Genomic DNA, 16938 nt, shown 5'->3' with positions numbered 1-16938 from the left:
GCTAGTTGTAATAGGTTTGAAGTCCGTGCAAATTCTTGTCGGTCTCCCATCTTTTCAGTAGCTGACAAAGGTTTTTCTGAATAAAATACATCTGCCTGATATCTGCCTGCAGCGCTATCAGTTGTCCCTGCGGGCCTTGTGGAAAACTATATTCTTTCTCCACCACATCTTCCAGCAAATGCACAATTGTTTTGCTCTGTAAAACAAACTCCTTTACCAGCTTATATACTTTGCTGATATGATCATAGCCCATCTCTGTAAACACATCTCCTTTCTTAGGCTTCAGCACCGGTTTCAGCTCTTCTTTCAGGTTACGTAATACCACACTGTGGTATACCGTTACTTCGCGGTAATAATGAATAAACAGGTCGTTAAAATCCTGTAACGTTCCCGCAGTAATAGCGGCCGCCTCCTGCATCTTCGTATAAAAATCCTCCATTCTGGCCAGTACCTGTGCTGCCTGCGGTATAGCACGATGCGTAATATAGTCATCGATATCTTCCGCATGCCCCGTGTTAAAGTCCAATGCCCTTAATTTCATGTCCAGCAACGTTTTTACACCCGAATGCCGGTCGTATTGTCTGAAAATAAAATTCCCGTACTTGCGTAAATGCTTGATAGGGAAAAATAGAAAACCTTCGCAAAATTTGCGTTGCCGGGAAGTAGGCGTTAATCCGCTGAACATGATTTGCATTTTTTTTAGTGCAGATAAAGAGTATCACCGCCAGTGAAACGGTGATACCTTTCAACAACACATCTCCGTCATTCATTATTTGTTTACGCTAAGGAATCCAGGTGGATGTCCAATTGCTGCTGTAAAACTATTGCTGTTTACATTACTGAACAATGACGGGCATTAGCATAGCTGTTGACGGTGATCATTTTTTGAGATGACCATGATCAGTCTTTCGATAACGGCGGATGATAATCCATACACCGGAATACCAGGAACTTCCTTACTACACGGCCATGTTGCTTTACTACAATAGGAGACAGCTGCTTAACAGAGCTGAAGAAGGGAGATAGTTTTTTTATAAATGCGAGCTCATCTACAGCATCGTTCACGTCGGTGAGTGAGTTAATAAAAAGGGCATTTCTTCCTTTAAGGGCATTCATATCTGTTCCTATAAAATCAAACTGCAAGGCATTTTCTCCGATAATATTCCTGGAATACACCATGTGCCCCAGGTATAAATTCAGCATTGCACTGGTTTTGTAATCATCGGCAGAAAAAATAAAATCATCCGGATACTCCGCTGCCAGGCTTTTTACGCCAGTGCCCAGCCCTCCCCAACCTATCATGGTATCATCAGAGTGAATGGGTACCGGATAAAAAATGATTTCTGCCGCCAACACCCCGTGAACAACCAATGAGCAGATCCATTGCCAACGCACATATTTAAAGGTAATCCAGGTGCTGATCCAGATAATACCAGTGATATAAGCCGGCATCATCCAGTTGATCTTTACCCAGTATATAGGAGATATCACCAGGAAAATGGCAAAAACGGGCAAAAAGAAACATAAGAGAAACAGTTGCCGCGCCGGAATACGGGTAATATGCCACTTGTATTTACGCACCAACTTATAGCAATAGTAAAACAGGGCAACAAGTAATACCGGCAGCAGGATAGCCGCCTGGTGCCCAATCACACCGAAAAAGTCCAGTGGATGAAACTCCACTCCTCCCACCCTTTCGGACGACTGGAAGCGGAAAGAGGCAAAGTTGTTATCCACATTCCAGATGACTACCGGTAAAATAGTGATGCAGAAAAACAGGATGCTGGCAAAAAACCAGGGGGACCATAAATACCGGCGATGCTGCCCGGACAACAATAAGTACAACACGGCACCGGCTGGCAGAAAAATAGCTGTATACTTACTATCGAAGGCCATTCCCATCGCAATACCAGCCCATATCCAATAGCCCTTGCGTTCTTCAAATACTGCCCGGTAAATAGCGATCAGGGAAAGAGACCAGAAAAACAACAATGGTACATCCGGCGTTGATACCAGTGACAAGATAGTCACCATCAGTGTGGCAGATAACAGCAACAAGCCATTCCAGGCCCTTGGCAGGGACAGGAAGCAGCGCGATAGCCGGTAAAAGGCCAGCAATGTACCAATGGTTACCAGGGTGTCGGCCAGCTTGATCACAAACACATGCCGGCCAAACAGGTCTGTAAATGCCCTTAAAATCCAGGCGATAGCCGGAGGATGATCAAAATACGAAAGTGCGAAATGCTGTCCGTAAAAATAGTAATAGGCATCCTGAGGCATAGCGCCCATTACGCCAATAAAAGAAAATCTTAATAAGAGGATGAAAGCGATGGCGATGGCCATCCACCTATTTGCGGTGATATAGGCAATAAAACGGTTCCCACTCGCTGATTCCTCCATATGAAATGCTGACAGTTAGATTTGTGACAGATGATGTGATAAAAAACAATCTCACAATCTCTGTGCCGCTTGACAAGCAGGCACCTGTTGTTTAACTATAATTAACACACCCGCACATTTTCTGTTTAGCATTCCCGGAAAAATCAATCCGCTCTTAAACTGTGAACCGGATTAGCGCTGGCGGCCTTCAGCGCCTGTAAACCCACGGTAACAAAGGCGATCAACAGTGCGCCGGCAGTTGCCACCGCAAACAATATCCAACTGATTTGTACATGGTAAGCGAAATCCTGCAGCCAGCGCTCCAGTAAGTACCAGGCCACCGGCGTGGCAATGATCGCAGACAGGATCACCAGTATGAGGAAATCTTTTGACAGCAAAGTCACAATACTGCCCACACTCGCCCCCAATACTTTGCGGATACCGATTTCCCTGGTGCGCTGCTCTGTGATATACACCGTTAACGCCAGTAAGCCCATCACAGAAATAAAAATAGAAATCACTGTAAACACGTAAATGATATAACGCACCCTGTTATAGCTACTGTATAACTGCTGGAAATTATCATCCAGGAAAGAGTAGCGCAAGGGGAACCCCGGTTCTACTGTTTCCCATAGTTTATTGATAGCCCCCAGGGTCTTATCCAGGTTAGCGGTGTTTACTTTCACCAGTAATGCACCTCCCGACTGATAAGTACAGTGTGCATTGGAGATGCTATACAAAGTAGGACGGATATAACTGTCGAATCCCTGCACCTGGAAATCTTTTACTACGCCTACTATTTCATAAGGCACACTATCGCAGGCGGCAAAGCTGATCCGGGAACCCACCGGCAACTTCACGCCCAGCGTTCTGGCGGCCGACTCATTGATAATGGCGGTATTGTCCTGGTCTTCCGGATGATCGTCACTAAATGTCCTTCCCATTAACACCTGTATGCCCAGGGTAAGAAAAAAGTCACTGCTCACGCGCACAGAAGTCAGGGATTTATGCTCACCACCATACCGGAACTCTGTAGAAGAGGTATCAACATTTTGATTGCCGGGAAGAGCGGTTGTTTTGGAAACGGTTTCCACTCCCGGAATCCGTAACAGCTTCGCGCGGGTTTGTCCGAAATCATTTTCACGGGTTTGTTGATTCGCTTCTATCTGCACTACTTGCTCAGGATTAAAACCAATATCCCGGTGTTTCATAAAATCCATCTGATGTGCCATTACCAGCACGGCGATGATAAAAAACACTGATACGGCAAACTGTACAACAATCAATGAATGACTAAACCGCTTGTTGCCCGCCCCCATACTAAAATTGCCCTTGAGTACATTCACCGCACCCTGACGGGCAAATACCACAGCTGGATATAAACCGGATATCAGTACAATCGCTACCAAAGCAGCAGCGCATTGCCATAACATTGTGTAGGATTGTATTTGCCGGAAGAAAGATAACGACAGGTCGAACGTTTGGTTAAATACAGGCAACATGATAAGACATAAGCCAGTTGCCAATAGCAAGCTGATACCGCATTGCAAAGATACCTCCAGCAGGAATTGTCCCAGCATTTGTTTACGGCTGGAACCCAGTACCTTTCGTACGCCCACTTCCCGTGAGCGCTGCAATGTTTTCACGAGCGACAGGTTACTGGAGTTCAACGCACCGCTCAGGAGCAGCAAACCTGCCAGCAGGAAGAGGATCATGGTAGTTTTAAAGGGGCTTTTGCCAAAACGCGGAAAATTATGAATATCCTTCACCGCATCTGTCAGCAGTGTAGGAGTATGTCCGGCTTGCAAAAAAGCGGCATAACTCAGATTGCCCGTTTTTTCATGGTGATCATAAAAAGTACGATTCACTTTATCTTCCAGTGCCGCGGTTGCCATGGGCTTACCCAAACGCACATACGAAATATAGGAAATATTGGCCCAGGAGCTTTCCACGTCCGCTGTCATTGCGTTGCGGAGAATCATCGCCGCATGCAGATGGGATGGGCCTTCAGGTATGGCTATTACGCCTGTAACAGTGAAAGGCATCTTATTGAAGATCTGTATCACCTTACCGATCGGATCTGCATCACCAAACAACTTATGACTTACCTCCCTAGAAATAAGGGCGGATGCCGGCTCCCGGAATGCAGTAGCGGCATTGCCTGCCAGCAGCTGATAGGGAAATACCTGCAGAAAGCCGCTATCGGCCATCACCACATCTTTCTGATATAATTTTTTAGTTCCATAACTAATCAGCAGCTCATAACCACCGGAAGGTTGAATACGTGTATACGCCGTTATTTCCGGCATATGCTGCTGCAATAAAGGAGCCAGTGGCGCTGGCGCCGGATTGTTTGCGAAATTGCCGGACGACTGTTGGGATACCCGGTACACCTGTTGCAGCGACGGATCCCACTGATCGTAACTCAGTTCATAATTCAGGTAAAGTAAAATGATCAGGAAGCTGGTCAGGCTGATCGCCAAACCACCGATGTTAACGAATGAGGTAAATCTATTCTTTATCAGACTTCTGAACGCGATTTTACAATAGCTCCTGAACATTGCATAAGGATTTGCCTACCATAAATAAAAAAGGTGCCGGAATCCGGCACCTTTGATAATCAATTATTTACATATCGAAAGAGGAGGCGCCCTGTCCATTTTCAGTATAGCTATTGTTCATAAACGAACAAGGGCGCCGGCACCATTTATTGCGCTGTCCATTTTTGCTCCCAGGGGAAGAAGTCAGGCGCCGGGATATCTTTACCCTGCAACTGATCTGTAAGGGCAGCGATATACATCTTCCAGCGTGGCAGGTAAAAGCTGCGCATTAAGCCACCCCATTCCTTATTGGCATATTCATGCAATTCTGTGGCCGGATTATCCGGTCCCCAGTAAGTGATCTGGATTTTAGCATTCTTTATTAGCAGCGCTTTCTCCGCCGGTGTTTGCCCCAGGCTTTGTGCGGCATTCACCCAGGTATCCAGGCGGAAATGTTTGTTGCCGCTGAGTAATAAATCCTGCTGCTGCATGAGCGACAAAAAGCTGCCGGAAGTTTGCTTAAAAGCAGCAAGATCTTTTTTCCCGAAAGCTGCCACCATGTTGGCATAAATCTCTTCACCACGATTTGCATTCACCTGCCGTTGAAAATCGATCGCATCAATTTCATAGGTAGTGTTATTCTTCATGGCGGGAGCCGCCTTCATAAAAGTGGCTACTGCGGCTGCAAAGACTTTAGTATCATAATTACGTTTACGCGTGCCCCAGGAAGATACCGGCACATCTTTCAAAGTAGGACGTGCACAGAAAACAGATTCGTTGGGTCCTTCCTGGTATTGTGGAAAGCTGCTGTAAGCAGTAGCCACTAATCCCTGCCAGGCTGCCTGGATCTGCGCATTATCGGTACCATAACGGTAACGTACATATGATTTTATCCAGTCTGTTACTTCCACTTTCTCCGGATGCCAGGCGAGTTCCAGTATCAGGTCGTAGATAACCGGGTTATTGTGGATCCCTTCCGGCATAATGCCTACACCTTTAAACAAGGGTCCATAGGGACTATGTGCAGCACGCCATGTTTCATCAGCAAAGCGCTGCAGCTTACCATACAGTCCCGCCTTTTCGCCGAAGTTATTCACACTGCACCAGATAAAGGGGGTGCCTTCATATCCTTTACGTGTTTCCCAGTTGGCAGTATTTTCACCAAAAAGTTCCTGTACCAGCACTTTAGACTTATCAAGACCAGCTAATAAGGTTCCGGAAGGATTGGCCTGCCAGCCCTGCAACACCCAGGTACTACCCGGAAAATGTTGTTGCATGGTTCGCTGAATAATGCCGGCTGCTGCTGTTACATCTACCCCTTTGCTGATGCCTCCTTCATGAAAAGGATCTCCTGCAAAAAAGCGGATGTCACTACCATATAATTTTTTAAGCTCTTCATAGTAGATGCCGGCAATGTTCGTGAAGTTACTGTCGCCCGGGATCAGGAAATCCGGGCGCTGGAAGCCACCAGCCCACTTACCCTGCTCTACTACTTTAACAGACATTTTCTCTTTCAGATTCACTGGTACCATCCCGTAAAAGCCCTGGAGCACCGGGGCAATGCCCAATCCTTTCATACGTGCCAGTATTTGCTTTTCCAGCGCGGTCTGCTGATCTATCATCTGCTGTGTAACCGGACCACCCCATCCTTCGAGGTTGCCCATGAGCCACCAGGCGGTAAAGCCCGGCCCTGCTACAAAACGGCGGGCTTCCTCAGCGCTGTAGCCCAGGCGCTCCAGGGTATGCTGCCATACTGCTTCGGTACCCATGGTAGCCAGCATCACGTTCACTCCATTGAGTGCCATCCAGTCCAGCTCATGCTCCCAGTCCTTCCAGCTGTAATAACTCATCGTATAGCTGATCGTGCAATAGTTCAGAGCATAACGGTAATCATAGGCAGTATTGATATGTACGGGTGCTTTTACAGCAGGCAGCGGAGATACGGGAGCAAGATTATCTCCCATATGCGACATAGAACGGTGACAGTAATACTTCAGGTACCAGTTCAGTCCGGCGGCAGCAGCACTCGCACTGGAGGCTGCAATGCGCACTTCTTTGCCCGGGGTGGTAATTTCAAATATATCCTTGTTATGCTCTGCTGCTATACTTTTTAACACCAGCGATTTTGCCAGCCACGGAACCCGGCGTTGCGCCAGCTGCTGTACAGCAGGAAAGTCCTGTGCAAACACAGTCGAAGACAGGCATAGGAGTAGCCCTGCCAGCAATTTTGTACTTTTCATTTGTTTCACTGTTAGTATTATAAAGAAGGTAAATGTAATGATCAATTACATAATTCGTAAATTTAGTGAGGCACTATTCACCAAAACTACTCACATGGCAGGACAGACTAATCTACCGGAGCACATTAAAGGTTTGGACGACATGGAGGTGGCTGCCTCCAGACAAAAGTACGGCAGCAACACTCCTCCTTCTCCTGACAGCAATCCGCTCCTGCTCCTGTTAAAGGAAATCCTGGCAGAACCTATGCTCATGCTCCTCATTGCCGTCACTGCTATTTATTTTATTATGGGCGAACTTGGGGAGGCCTATTTTATGCTGGCTGCCATAGCACTGGTATCCGGCATCTCTTTTTACCAGGACAGTCGCAGCCGCAAAGCACTGGATGCGTTGGAAAAAATGAATGAGCCTCTGAGTAAGGTAATCCGTAACGGCATATTAAAAAGTATTCCTACCAGTGAAATAGTCACCGGCGACATGATGCTGGTATCCGAAGGCAATACCGTCAATGCCGATGGAGTGATTGTACACAGCAACGACTTCTCAGTTAATGAGTCAGCGCTGACTGGCGAGGCATATGCAGTTTTCAAACAGTCAGACGCGGAGGATAATCGTGTATACAGCGGCACTGTTGTTGTTTCTGGTCTCGCTATCTGCGAAGTAAAGCAGGTTGGCTCCCAAACAAAAATCGGTCAGTTGGGAGAAGCGATCCTCCATATTAAAGAAGAACCTACACTCCTGCAATTACAGATCCAGCAATTTGTGAAATGGATGGCCATCGCCGGTGTGGTCGTTTTCCTGGCTGTATGGCTATTTAACTATATCCGCAGCGACAGCTTAACCGACAGTCTTCTGAAGGGATTAACACTGGCCATGTCTATTTTACCGGAAGAAATACCGGTGGCCTTTACCACCTTTATGGCACTGGGTTCCAGACGACTCATGCAAATCGGCATTATTGTAAAAAAGATTCGTACCGTAGAGGCATTAGGGAGTGCCACCATCATCTGCACAGATAAAACAGGCACTATCACGGAAAACAAAATGAGCCTGCCCGCCATCTATCGTGGGGCAGATCATACGTTGTATGAAGCAGAGAATCTACCGGCAGATGTGGTTACCATGGCCATGTGGGCCAGTGAACCAGTCCCTTTTGATCCGATGGAGAAAACACTGCATGGACTATACGAAAAGATGACAACAGCAGACGAGCGCACGCACTACAAAATCGTACATGAATATCCGTTAGAAGGCAAACCGCCTATGATGACGCATATTTATGAGAACGAAGCCGGCCAGCGTATCGTTGCCGCAAAAGGAGCCCCGGAAGCTATCATAGCAGTTTCACATCTCCCGGAAATAACAAAAAAACAGGTCAGCGAACAGGCAGATGCACTGGCGCAAAAAGGCTACCGCGTATTAGGTGTGGCTACGGCCGATTTTTCCGGCAACAATTATCCCCTTGCACAACAGGAATTGCCGTTTACCTTTGTAGGCTTGCTGGCTTTTTATGATCCTCCCAAAGCCAATATCGGAGAGGTATTCAGCAAATTTTACCAGGCGGGCATTGCGGTAAAAATCATCACCGGCGATAACGCTGTAACTACCTGCGCCATCGCACAACAGGCTGGTATGGCGCATGCCGACAAAGCCATCAACGGCGATACGCTGATGCAGATGGATAATACACAGATGCAGCAAACTTTGCAATCTGTCAACATTTTTACCCGCATGTTTCCCGAAGCCAAACTGGCCGCTATCAATGCACTCAAAGCAGATAATGAGGTAGTGGCCATGACAGGTGATGGCGTAAACGATGGCCCCGCACTGAAAGCAGCACATATTGGTATTGCCATGGGTAAAAAAGGCACAGAGATTGCCAAACAAGCCGCGGCATTGATCCTCGTTAATGATGACCTCAGCGGCATGGTAGATGCCATTGGTATTGGCCGGAGAATATACACTAATATCAAAAAGGCCGTCCAATACATCATCTCCATTCATATTCCGATTATACTCACCGTGTCGCTCCCATTATTCCTGGGCTGGATATATCCAAATATATTCACACCGGTACATGTTATTTTCCTGGAAGTTATTATGGGACCTACCTGTTCTATTGTATATGAAAATGAACCCATGGAAGAAAATGCGATGCTGCAACCACCCCGTCCTATTACCCAAACCTTTCTCACTTTCCGTGAAATGAATATCAGCATCCTACAGGGCCTGCTGATTACAGCAGGGGTGCTGGGCGCTTATCAGTGGAGTATTTCACAGGGGTATAGCGAAACAGCCACCCGCAGTATGGTATTCACTACGCTGGTACTTGCCAATATTTTTCTTACCCTGGTTAACCGTTCTTTCTATTATTCCTTTATACACAGCATGCGTAACCATAATAAATTAATGGTAGGCGTTATTGCTATTACACTGTTGTTGCTGGCAGCCATGCTATATATTTCGCCAGTGGCAAATTTCTTCAGCATAACGGCATTGCAACTACCTCAATTACTGGTATGTGCCGGTATTGGAGCCGCTTCCGTACTATGGTTTGAAATATGGAAATTATGGAAACGAAATATACATTTCCCGAAACAACACATTAAAGTGCCGGCAACAGTGCGCGCCGGCAATAATTAATCAGAGATCTCAAAAAGAAAATATTATATGAAGGTATTTACAACAAGGGTTATTCCGGAAGAAGGACTGCTACTCATGCAGCGTGCAGGCATCACCGTTACACAGTGGACAGAACAGAGAGAGCTTACCCTGGAAGAAATGATCGTAAAATGTAATGAAAATGATGCGTTATTTTTTGCCGGTGGCAGAAAAATAGACCGTCCTTTTATGGAACAATGCCGGCATTTAAAAGTTATCAGTCTGTTATCCGTGGGTTATGATAATGTAGACGTAAAAGCCGCTACCGAGCTGGGATTACAGATTACCAACACACCCGGTGTGTTGAGTAATGCCACTGCCGACACCGCCTTTTTATTAATGCTGTCGGTAGCACGTAAAGCCTTCTATCAACATAAGAGAATTATAAAAGGAGAATGGGGATTCTCCAGTCCTACGGCTAACCTGGGTATTGACATAGAAGGGAAAACACTGGGAATATGGGGACTGGGTAACATCGGAACGGTCATGGCTAAACGCTGCCGTGCTGCATTTGACATGAAAATAATTTACTGCAACCGTCACCGTAATGAGGCTGCAGAAAAAGAACTGGATGCTACTTTTGTTTCATTCGATGAACTGCTGCAACAAAGTGATGTGATCAGTGTACATACCTCACTTACGGAGGAAACAAAAGAAAAATTCAATAAGGATGCCTTCAGTAAAATGAAACCCAGCGCTATTTTTATCAACGCAGCACGGGGTGGTATTCATAATGAAACAGATCTGCTGGCGGCATTACAGCAAGGACAGATATGGGGCGCAGGACTGGATGTAACCAATCCTGAACCCATGAAAGCAGATAATCCTTTGCTGAACATGCCAACCGTAGCGGTGTTGCCACATATAGGCTCCGCTACACTTGAAACAAGGAACGCGATGTCGCGGATAGCAGCCCAAAATGTGATCGCTGCTTTTGAAGGCAAACCAGTACCAAATCCCGTTAATCACATTTACTCACTATAAGCCCCACCCTGGTAATTACTGCCAGGACCGTTTTCCGGCCAGGGGCAGGAAAGAGTTTCATCGGATTAATTTTCATCCCATAAACAAATACCGGGAGTGATTGTTGGCTTACTACAGATTCATTAACTTTAGCTAAAGCGCTTCACTATGAAAAAGGTCGCTATCATCGGCGGACTACGCATCCCTTTCGTTAAGTCCTTTAAAGAATACAATCATATCAGCAACCAGGAAATGTTGACTACCTGTTTAAACGCGCTGACAGACCGCTTTCAGCTGTCAGGAAAACGACTGGGGGAGGTAGCCCTCGGCGCTTTGCTGAACCGCTCCACAGAATGGAACTTTGCGAGAGAATGCGTATTAGGCACTAAACTGGATCCTCATACCCCCGCTTATAATTTACAAAGGGCCTGCGGCACCAGCCTGGATGCCACCATACAACTGGGTCTCCGCATTGCCTGCGGACAAATAGACACCGGCATCAGTGGAGGCAGCGATACCAACAGCGACATCCCACTGCAATTCCAGCAGCAGCTGGCCTGGAAACTGGTAGCCCTGCGCAGCGCCAAAACACTGGGTGAGCGCCTGAAAGTATTGGCCTCCATCCGGTTCAAAGACCTGACTCCGGTATATCCATCTATCGTAGAACCCAGAACAGGCATGTCTATGGGACAACACACCGAAAAAATGGTGAAGGAATGGGGCATTACCCGGGAAGCACAGGATGCACTCGCCTACCAGAGTCATATGAATGCCGCCAAAGCTTATGCAGATGGCTTTTTCAATGACCTCGTGATTGAATACAAAGGCGTAAAAAAAGATACGATTATACGCGCAGATACGACTCCTGAAAAGCTGGCCGCCCTGAAACCTGCATTTGACTTCAGCGGCAACGGCACCCTCACTGCAGGCAACAGTACCCTCTATACCGATGGTGCTTCTGCTTTACTGCTGGCCTCAGAGGAACATGCCCAGCAACAAAACTGGCCGGTACTGGCGCACCTGGTAGATGCCGAAACTGCTGCCGTAGATTATGTAAATGGAGAAGGACTGCTGATGGCACCCACTTACGCCGTAGCCCGCATGCTGAAACGCAATCACTTAAAGCTACAGGACTTTGATGTATATGAAATCCATGAAGCCTTCTGCGGACAAGTGCTTTGCACCCTCAAAGCCTGGGAAGATGCCGCCTACTGCAAAAAGCTGGGCTGGGATACGCCCCTGGGCAGCATAGATCGCAGTAAGCTCAATACCAAAGGAGGCAGCGTTGCCATCGGGCATCCCTTTGCGGCCACCGGTACCCGGATACTGGCACAAACGGCTAAAATACTGCAGGAACGCGGCAGCGGACGCGCACTCGTATCTATCTGTACCGCTGGTGGTATGGGCGTAGTAGCCATACTGGAACGTTAAAAAAACCGCGGCAGCAGTGCTGACGCGGCAAGATCGCTATTCACTCCAACGCGAATGCAGTATGCAGTCGCAGAAATTTTTACTTTTAAATCCAGGGATCATATATGCACAAACATCTGCTTTGATATTACCAAAAGTAGTATCTGTTTTGTGTTCGAAACCACTGAAAAAAGCCGGGATAATTTTCTTCTTAAAATCAGTACGCGGGAAAGCCGCCAGGATAGCAGTTCTATGCTCATCAGACAAGTGTTCATATCCTTCTCCCATTACATCCAAACCAACACCACTATACATCAATGCTACTTCCGGCTCTTTGTATTCCGCAATACCAATAGTCGTATGCAATGCTATGGTATCCCATACCAGTTGCACGGCAGCAGGCGGTACATCATTACTCTGCAGAAAATCACGGGCAGCATTGGCGCCATCTACTTCAAATCTTCTATCCGGGCTGCTGTAATGTGGTGTGAGTCCCAGGTCATGGAAAGCAGCACTGATATACAGTAACTCCGGATCAAATTTTAACCCGGCACGCTGCCCGTTTAATACGGAAAAAATAAAAACACGGAGCGAGTGATTATACAGGAATTCATTGCCATGCTCGCATAATAATTCTGTTGCCTGCACAGCCAGCTTACTGTCCGGAATTCTTACACCCGCTATTGTTGTTAAGGTTGTTTTACACATATCATTTGCTTTTATACTGCAAATGTAGGCGCATGGCTATCCGTAGGGAATACCAAAAGCGGTGAATCACATACCAATTTGTACAAACCGGCTTCTGAACTCCTGGGGAGCCATCGTAGTTTGTTTTTTGAAGAAATTACTAAATTGGTATGGTGTGGAAAAATTAAGCTGAAAAGCAATTTCTTTTACCGGCGTTGTGGAAAACTGCAGTAAACGTTTAGCCGTAGCTGTTAACTGTTCACTGATCAGCATCTTGGGCGTTTTATTGCTATATAACTGGCATATATCCATCAGCTTACGGGGCGAAATATGCAGTTGCTGTGCAAATATATTTACATGATGGGTATGATGAGCATCATCCTGTAACAGTGCTATAAACTGCTGGTATATTTTGTAGTGATGATTGTTGGTGTCCGCAGATAATGCAGCATCAATATTGGCGATTTTAATGATCAGTATTTTCAGGTAAGCAGCCAGTACATCTGCTTTATTGGAATAGTCCGGCGTTTGATATTCCAGCAGCATATCCCGGAGCAGGTGATAAATATTCTCTCCCTCCTCGCCGGCCGGCGTAAAGTGTTGATGCGCTTCAATATTTCCATACAGCGTAGCTTTACAATTGCGTGCGCTCACTGGTGTTTTGTCCCAGAAGCAATCCCCGAAAACCAGGTGAATAGCTTTCAGCGCAGGCTGTTTAGCGGTATGCCAGGGTTGCCCTTTCCCTATCAGCAATAAACTACCGGGTGTTACCGGGAAAGTGGTACCGGCAATCTGCACCGATCCACTTCCCTCATAGATCCAGAGCATTTCATTGTCTTTGGCAATATCCGCCCTGCCGCTGGCAGTGATCGCTGCGATAAAAAAGCCTTCAGAAATTAACGGATGTGTTGCTGACAATGCCATGATGCCCTATTTAAAATAACAACACAAACTTACTAAAAAAGTGATGGACTACTTTTTCAGCGCGGCCAGGTATTCCACCAGGTCTACCAGCTCCTGCTGCGACATAGCCGTAGCTAAGCCTGTAGGCATCAGGGAATGTTCATATGCCTTCCTGGACACGATGTCATTCTTCTTTAGTTTCACTCCCTGCCCTCCTGCTGTTCGCACATCTACTTCTTCTTTGGTTTCACTGGCCACATAACCCAATACCTGTGATCCATCTTTCAACTTAAAAAAATATCCTTCAAACCCAAAGCTAATACCAGCATCCGGTTGGATAATGGCATCGTAGATAGCACTTTTGGTGAGCTTACTGCCTATTTCAGAAAGCGCCGGGCCAAAGTTTACACCGGTATTACCTGCTATGTGGCAGGTAGCGCAATAGCTGGCAAATACTTTTTTTCCTCCGGAGATATCCCCCTTCCTGGTGACCAATTTATCTACGGTTGGCAGGTCGTGGTGCGTGGCCGCAGGCTCATAATAAGCTACGGCCTTGGCTTTGATATCCTGTCGCCATGCGTGTGTGAGTACTGCCTTTGCCACGGTATCCAGGTCGGCCGGCAAAGATTTATTGGCTACCATGTTCCACAAATCGGCGTATCCATCCCAACCGCGGCCCAGGTTGCGCGTAGCCAGTTGTCTTAACGGTAAAGTATATACTTTGTTTCGCATCAGCACCGACAACAGTTCCCGGTTACTTCGGTCCTGCGCTTTGCCAAGCGCAGCTACCAATGTAAATGCGGTGGCGGAATCGGACTGCTGAAGGGTTTTGATCACCAATGGTTGACCGCCGCTTTGCAGTAGTGTTTTCATACTATAGCCCTGCAGATCATCCCTGTGCGTATCGAGTACCATTTGCAGTAACGTTTCGTTCTGATCACGGAGGTGATACTTAAGCACCAGGTCCACGTATTCCATCTCGCCTTTGAATACAGTCAGACTGTTGTGCAGCAAAGCTGTCATCGCCGGCGTTTTTGGAAGCGCCGCCGCATCCAGTTGCATCAGGGCAAGTGCGTTTATCCAGTAGTGCTTCGGATCGTCTTTAAGCAGACTTAATAACACCGGGGTACTTTCTGCTGCGGGATAAAAATCGAACGCACGGAAATAACGTTTATCCAGCCGGGCATCGTTACCTGGTTCCTGGATCAGTGCGGCTAACAAAGGTAATGCGGCGGGTGTTCTTGCCCGCCAAATGATGTCATGGTCGGCATACGGATGCCTGGTATTAGCTGGCAGCTTCCTCCATGCGTTGAAACAGGCTTCCCAGTTGCCATCTGCGCCAATGCCCAGGGCTTCCAGGTACCAGCGGTCTTTTCCATTATACTGTGCAGCCAGCAAGGCCCAGTTATCCGGCATATCTGCCTCATGGCTATGGTACATGGCCAGCAATGCCTGCCGGCGCACAGCTGCAGAGGTATCTGTTACCAGCATATTGCCATAGCTGACACCACTCTCCTTTGCGGCCCGTATCGCAGCGATACGGATATCTTCGTCTTTATCCTTCAACGCCGTTTTAATATATCCGGCACCGTTAGGCAACTTGCTTAGTAACCAAAGCGCACGTGCCCGGTAGCGGGGATTATTGCTACTATACAGCGACTGCAATTCCTTTTCTGCAGCAGCACCCATACTGCGAAGTTTTGTCCAGGCCAGGTATCGGGTACTACCGTTAGGATTCTTCAATGCCTCGACAGCGCTGGCAGCACTATTGATCACCGGTGGCTTTATTTTATACGGGCTACCGGCCGGGGCTATACGAAATACACGGCCACGGTCCAGGTCGGCCACCTGGTGCCCACCTACTCCCGGATCGTACCAGTCGGCCACAAAGAGGGAACCATCCGGTGCTACGCAAACATCAGAAGGACGAAACCATTGATCTGCCCCGCTTTCCAGTATATTCTCTATAGTAGCCGTATAGCCGGCACCGTTCTTTTTAACAGGGTAAGATCTCACCACATTATGCCCCGGCTCTCCATGGATCATCTGGTTACGGAACAGGGCCGGCAGCAGTTCTCCTTCATACACCACCATACCGGTAGGTGATCCGGAACCCGTTTGCAATAAATTAGGAACTACACCCGGATCGTTGAGATGCCAGTGCCGGTAAGGAATAGAATCTTCCATATTCATACGGCGGGATGACCAGCCTGCGCCGGTCATCTCATCCGTATATCCATAGTTGCCATGTTCGAGAATATAATTAATACGAACGCCCCGGTTGCCATCATCATCATTATCACTCTGCCACATATTACCAAAAGCATCTACTGCTACTTCATAGTTGTTGCGGAAGTTATGCGCCATTACTTCCAGCTCGCTGCCATCTATGTTGCAGCGAAAGATCATACCCTGCCGGTATGGTTTGCCTTTGTTGGCAATCAGGTTCCCATCCACATCTTTTATCACTGCCCCATTCTTATCAAGTATGCTATCACCGGCATTTCCAAAATTGAAATACAGCTTTCCGTCCGGTCCAAACGTAAACGCATGGATGGCATGGTCGTGCTGTATTCCACCGATACCGCGAAACAGCAGTTCTTTCTTATCGGCTTTATCATCACCATCTGTATCTGTGAAAATGAAAACGTTCGGGCTGCAGGATACAATCACCCGATTACCAAGTACACAGATTCCCAGTGCAGCATTAATGCAGGTATCCTGGTAAAAAACTTTGGCGGTGTCGGCCTTGCCGTCGCCGTCCAGGTCTTCCAGTATCATGATGCGGTCGCCTTCCTTTTTGTAAGGATGTCCGGGGTTTAGTTCATTACGGTAGTTATAGGCCTCTGTTATCCACACCCTTCCTTTTTCATCAATGTCCATATTTGTAGGATTCATGATGGCCGGCTCGCTGGCGAACAGGGTCGTTTCCAGTCCATCCCTGGTTTTAAGGCCACGGACGGCATTTTCAGGTAAGCGTAGCTGCGCTTCCGTTAGTGGTACGGTGGTCGCTGTTTGATGGTTGGAGTGGCAGGCGCCCAGAATTACAGACGCCATTAATAATAACCAGTGAATATACTTCATACGTGGAATTAATTAAATGTCAATATAACACGTATTAAAAGTAACAAAATAAATCATATAAAAAAACCCGTCC

Annotated in this window: 10 protein-coding genes; 3 read left to right on the top strand and 7 right to left on the bottom strand. The window is 47.1% G+C overall.

Annotated features, from left to right (window positions below; translation table 11 throughout):
• Position 1 precedes the first annotated feature (1 nt).
• The 4 genes from AC1DCV_RS03665 to AC1DCV_RS03650 form a co-directional block, all read right to left on the bottom strand.
• The gene (locus tag AC1DCV_RS03665; RefSeq protein WP_477021881.1) at positions 2-685 is read right to left on the bottom strand and encodes a hypothetical protein; all 684 of its coding nucleotides are present in this window, start codon (positions 683-685) and stop codon (positions 2-4) included.
• 215 nt (positions 686-900) lie between these two features.
• Positions 901-2400 carry an ArnT family glycosyltransferase gene (locus AC1DCV_RS03660; RefSeq protein ID WP_477021880.1) on the bottom strand — a complete coding sequence of 500 codons (1500 nt, stop codon included), beginning with the start codon at positions 2398-2400 and terminating at the stop codon, positions 901-903.
• A gap of 143 nt (positions 2401-2543) precedes the next feature.
• Positions 2544-4940 carry an ABC transporter permease gene (locus AC1DCV_RS03655; RefSeq protein ID WP_477021879.1) on the bottom strand — a complete coding sequence of 799 codons (2397 nt, stop codon included), beginning with the start codon at positions 4938-4940 and terminating at the stop codon, positions 2544-2546.
• 146 nt (positions 4941-5086) lie between these two features.
• On the bottom strand, positions 5087-7159 hold the full coding sequence (locus AC1DCV_RS03650) for an alpha-N-acetylglucosaminidase (RefSeq protein WP_477021878.1): 2073 nt from the start codon (positions 7157-7159) through the stop codon (positions 5087-5089).
• Positions 7160-7253: 94 nt separating this feature from the next.
• Here AC1DCV_RS03650 and AC1DCV_RS03645 point away from each other — a divergent pair, with 94 nt between their 5' ends.
• The 3 genes from AC1DCV_RS03645 (at position 7254) to AC1DCV_RS03635 (ending at position 12212) form a co-directional block, all read left to right on the top strand.
• Positions 7254-9800 (top strand): cation-translocating P-type ATPase, encoded by a 2547-nt coding sequence (locus AC1DCV_RS03645; RefSeq protein WP_477021877.1) that lies wholly within the window; start codon positions 7254-7256, stop codon positions 9798-9800.
• Positions 9801-9827: 27 nt separating this feature from the next.
• Positions 9828-10802 (top strand): 2-hydroxyacid dehydrogenase, encoded by a 975-nt coding sequence (locus AC1DCV_RS03640; RefSeq protein WP_477021876.1) that lies wholly within the window; start codon positions 9828-9830, stop codon positions 10800-10802.
• A 147-nt stretch (positions 10803-10949) separates the two neighbouring features.
• On the top strand, positions 10950-12212 hold the full coding sequence (locus AC1DCV_RS03635; RefSeq protein WP_477021875.1) for an acetyl-CoA C-acetyltransferase: 1263 nt from the start codon (positions 10950-10952) through the stop codon (positions 12210-12212).
• Positions 12213-12248: 36 nt separating this feature from the next.
• Here the strand turns inward: AC1DCV_RS03635 and AC1DCV_RS03630 are convergent, their stop codons facing one another.
• From AC1DCV_RS03630 to AC1DCV_RS03620, 3 genes are all read right to left on the bottom strand, one after another.
• Positions 12249-12899, bottom strand: coding sequence for an HD domain-containing protein (locus tag AC1DCV_RS03630; RefSeq protein ID WP_477021874.1), 651 nt, complete (start codon positions 12897-12899; stop codon positions 12249-12251).
• A gap of 66 nt (positions 12900-12965) precedes the next feature.
• Positions 12966-13802 (bottom strand): helix-turn-helix domain-containing protein, encoded by an 837-nt coding sequence (locus AC1DCV_RS03625; RefSeq protein ID WP_477021873.1) that lies wholly within the window; start codon positions 13800-13802, stop codon positions 12966-12968.
• Between the two features lie 48 nt (positions 13803-13850).
• Positions 13851-16865 carry a PVC-type heme-binding CxxCH protein gene (locus tag AC1DCV_RS03620; RefSeq protein WP_477021872.1) on the bottom strand — a complete coding sequence of 1005 codons (3015 nt, stop codon included), beginning with the start codon at positions 16863-16865 and terminating at the stop codon, positions 13851-13853.
• Positions 16866-16938 lie beyond the last annotated feature (73 nt).

This window comes from Chitinophaga sp. 10T418 (genome assembly GCF_056394125.1).
This window is presented reverse-complemented; position numbering and strand designations above follow the sequence as displayed.

Bases quoted from the DNA above. Each gene is read 5' to 3' on its own strand.
- AC1DCV_RS03665 (WP_477021881.1), bottom strand. From the start codon at position 685: ATGTTCAGCGGATTAACGCCTACTTCCCGGCAACGCAAATTTTGCGAA.
- AC1DCV_RS03660 (WP_477021880.1), bottom strand. From the start codon at position 2,400: ATGGAGGAATCAGCGAGTGGGAACCGTTTTATTGCCTATATCACCGCA.
- AC1DCV_RS03655 (WP_477021879.1), bottom strand. From the start codon at position 4,940: ATGTTCAGGAGCTATTGTAAAATCGCGTTCAGAAGTCTGATAAAGAAT.
- AC1DCV_RS03650 (WP_477021878.1), bottom strand. From the start codon at position 7,159: ATGAAAAGTACAAAATTGCTGGCAGGGCTACTCCTATGCCTGTCTTCG.
- AC1DCV_RS03645 (WP_477021877.1), top strand. From the start codon at position 7,254: ATGGCAGGACAGACTAATCTACCGGAGCACATTAAAGGTTTGGACGAC.
- AC1DCV_RS03640 (WP_477021876.1), top strand. From the start codon at position 9,828: ATGAAGGTATTTACAACAAGGGTTATTCCGGAAGAAGGACTGCTACTC.
- AC1DCV_RS03635 (WP_477021875.1), top strand. From the start codon at position 10,950: ATGAAAAAGGTCGCTATCATCGGCGGACTACGCATCCCTTTCGTTAAG.
- AC1DCV_RS03630 (WP_477021874.1), bottom strand. From the start codon at position 12,899: ATGTGTAAAACAACCTTAACAACAATAGCGGGTGTAAGAATTCCGGAC.
- AC1DCV_RS03625 (WP_477021873.1), bottom strand. From the start codon at position 13,802: ATGGCATTGTCAGCAACACATCCGTTAATTTCTGAAGGCTTTTTTATC.
- AC1DCV_RS03620 (WP_477021872.1), bottom strand. From the start codon at position 16,865: ATGAAGTATATTCACTGGTTATTATTAATGGCGTCTGTAATTCTGGGC.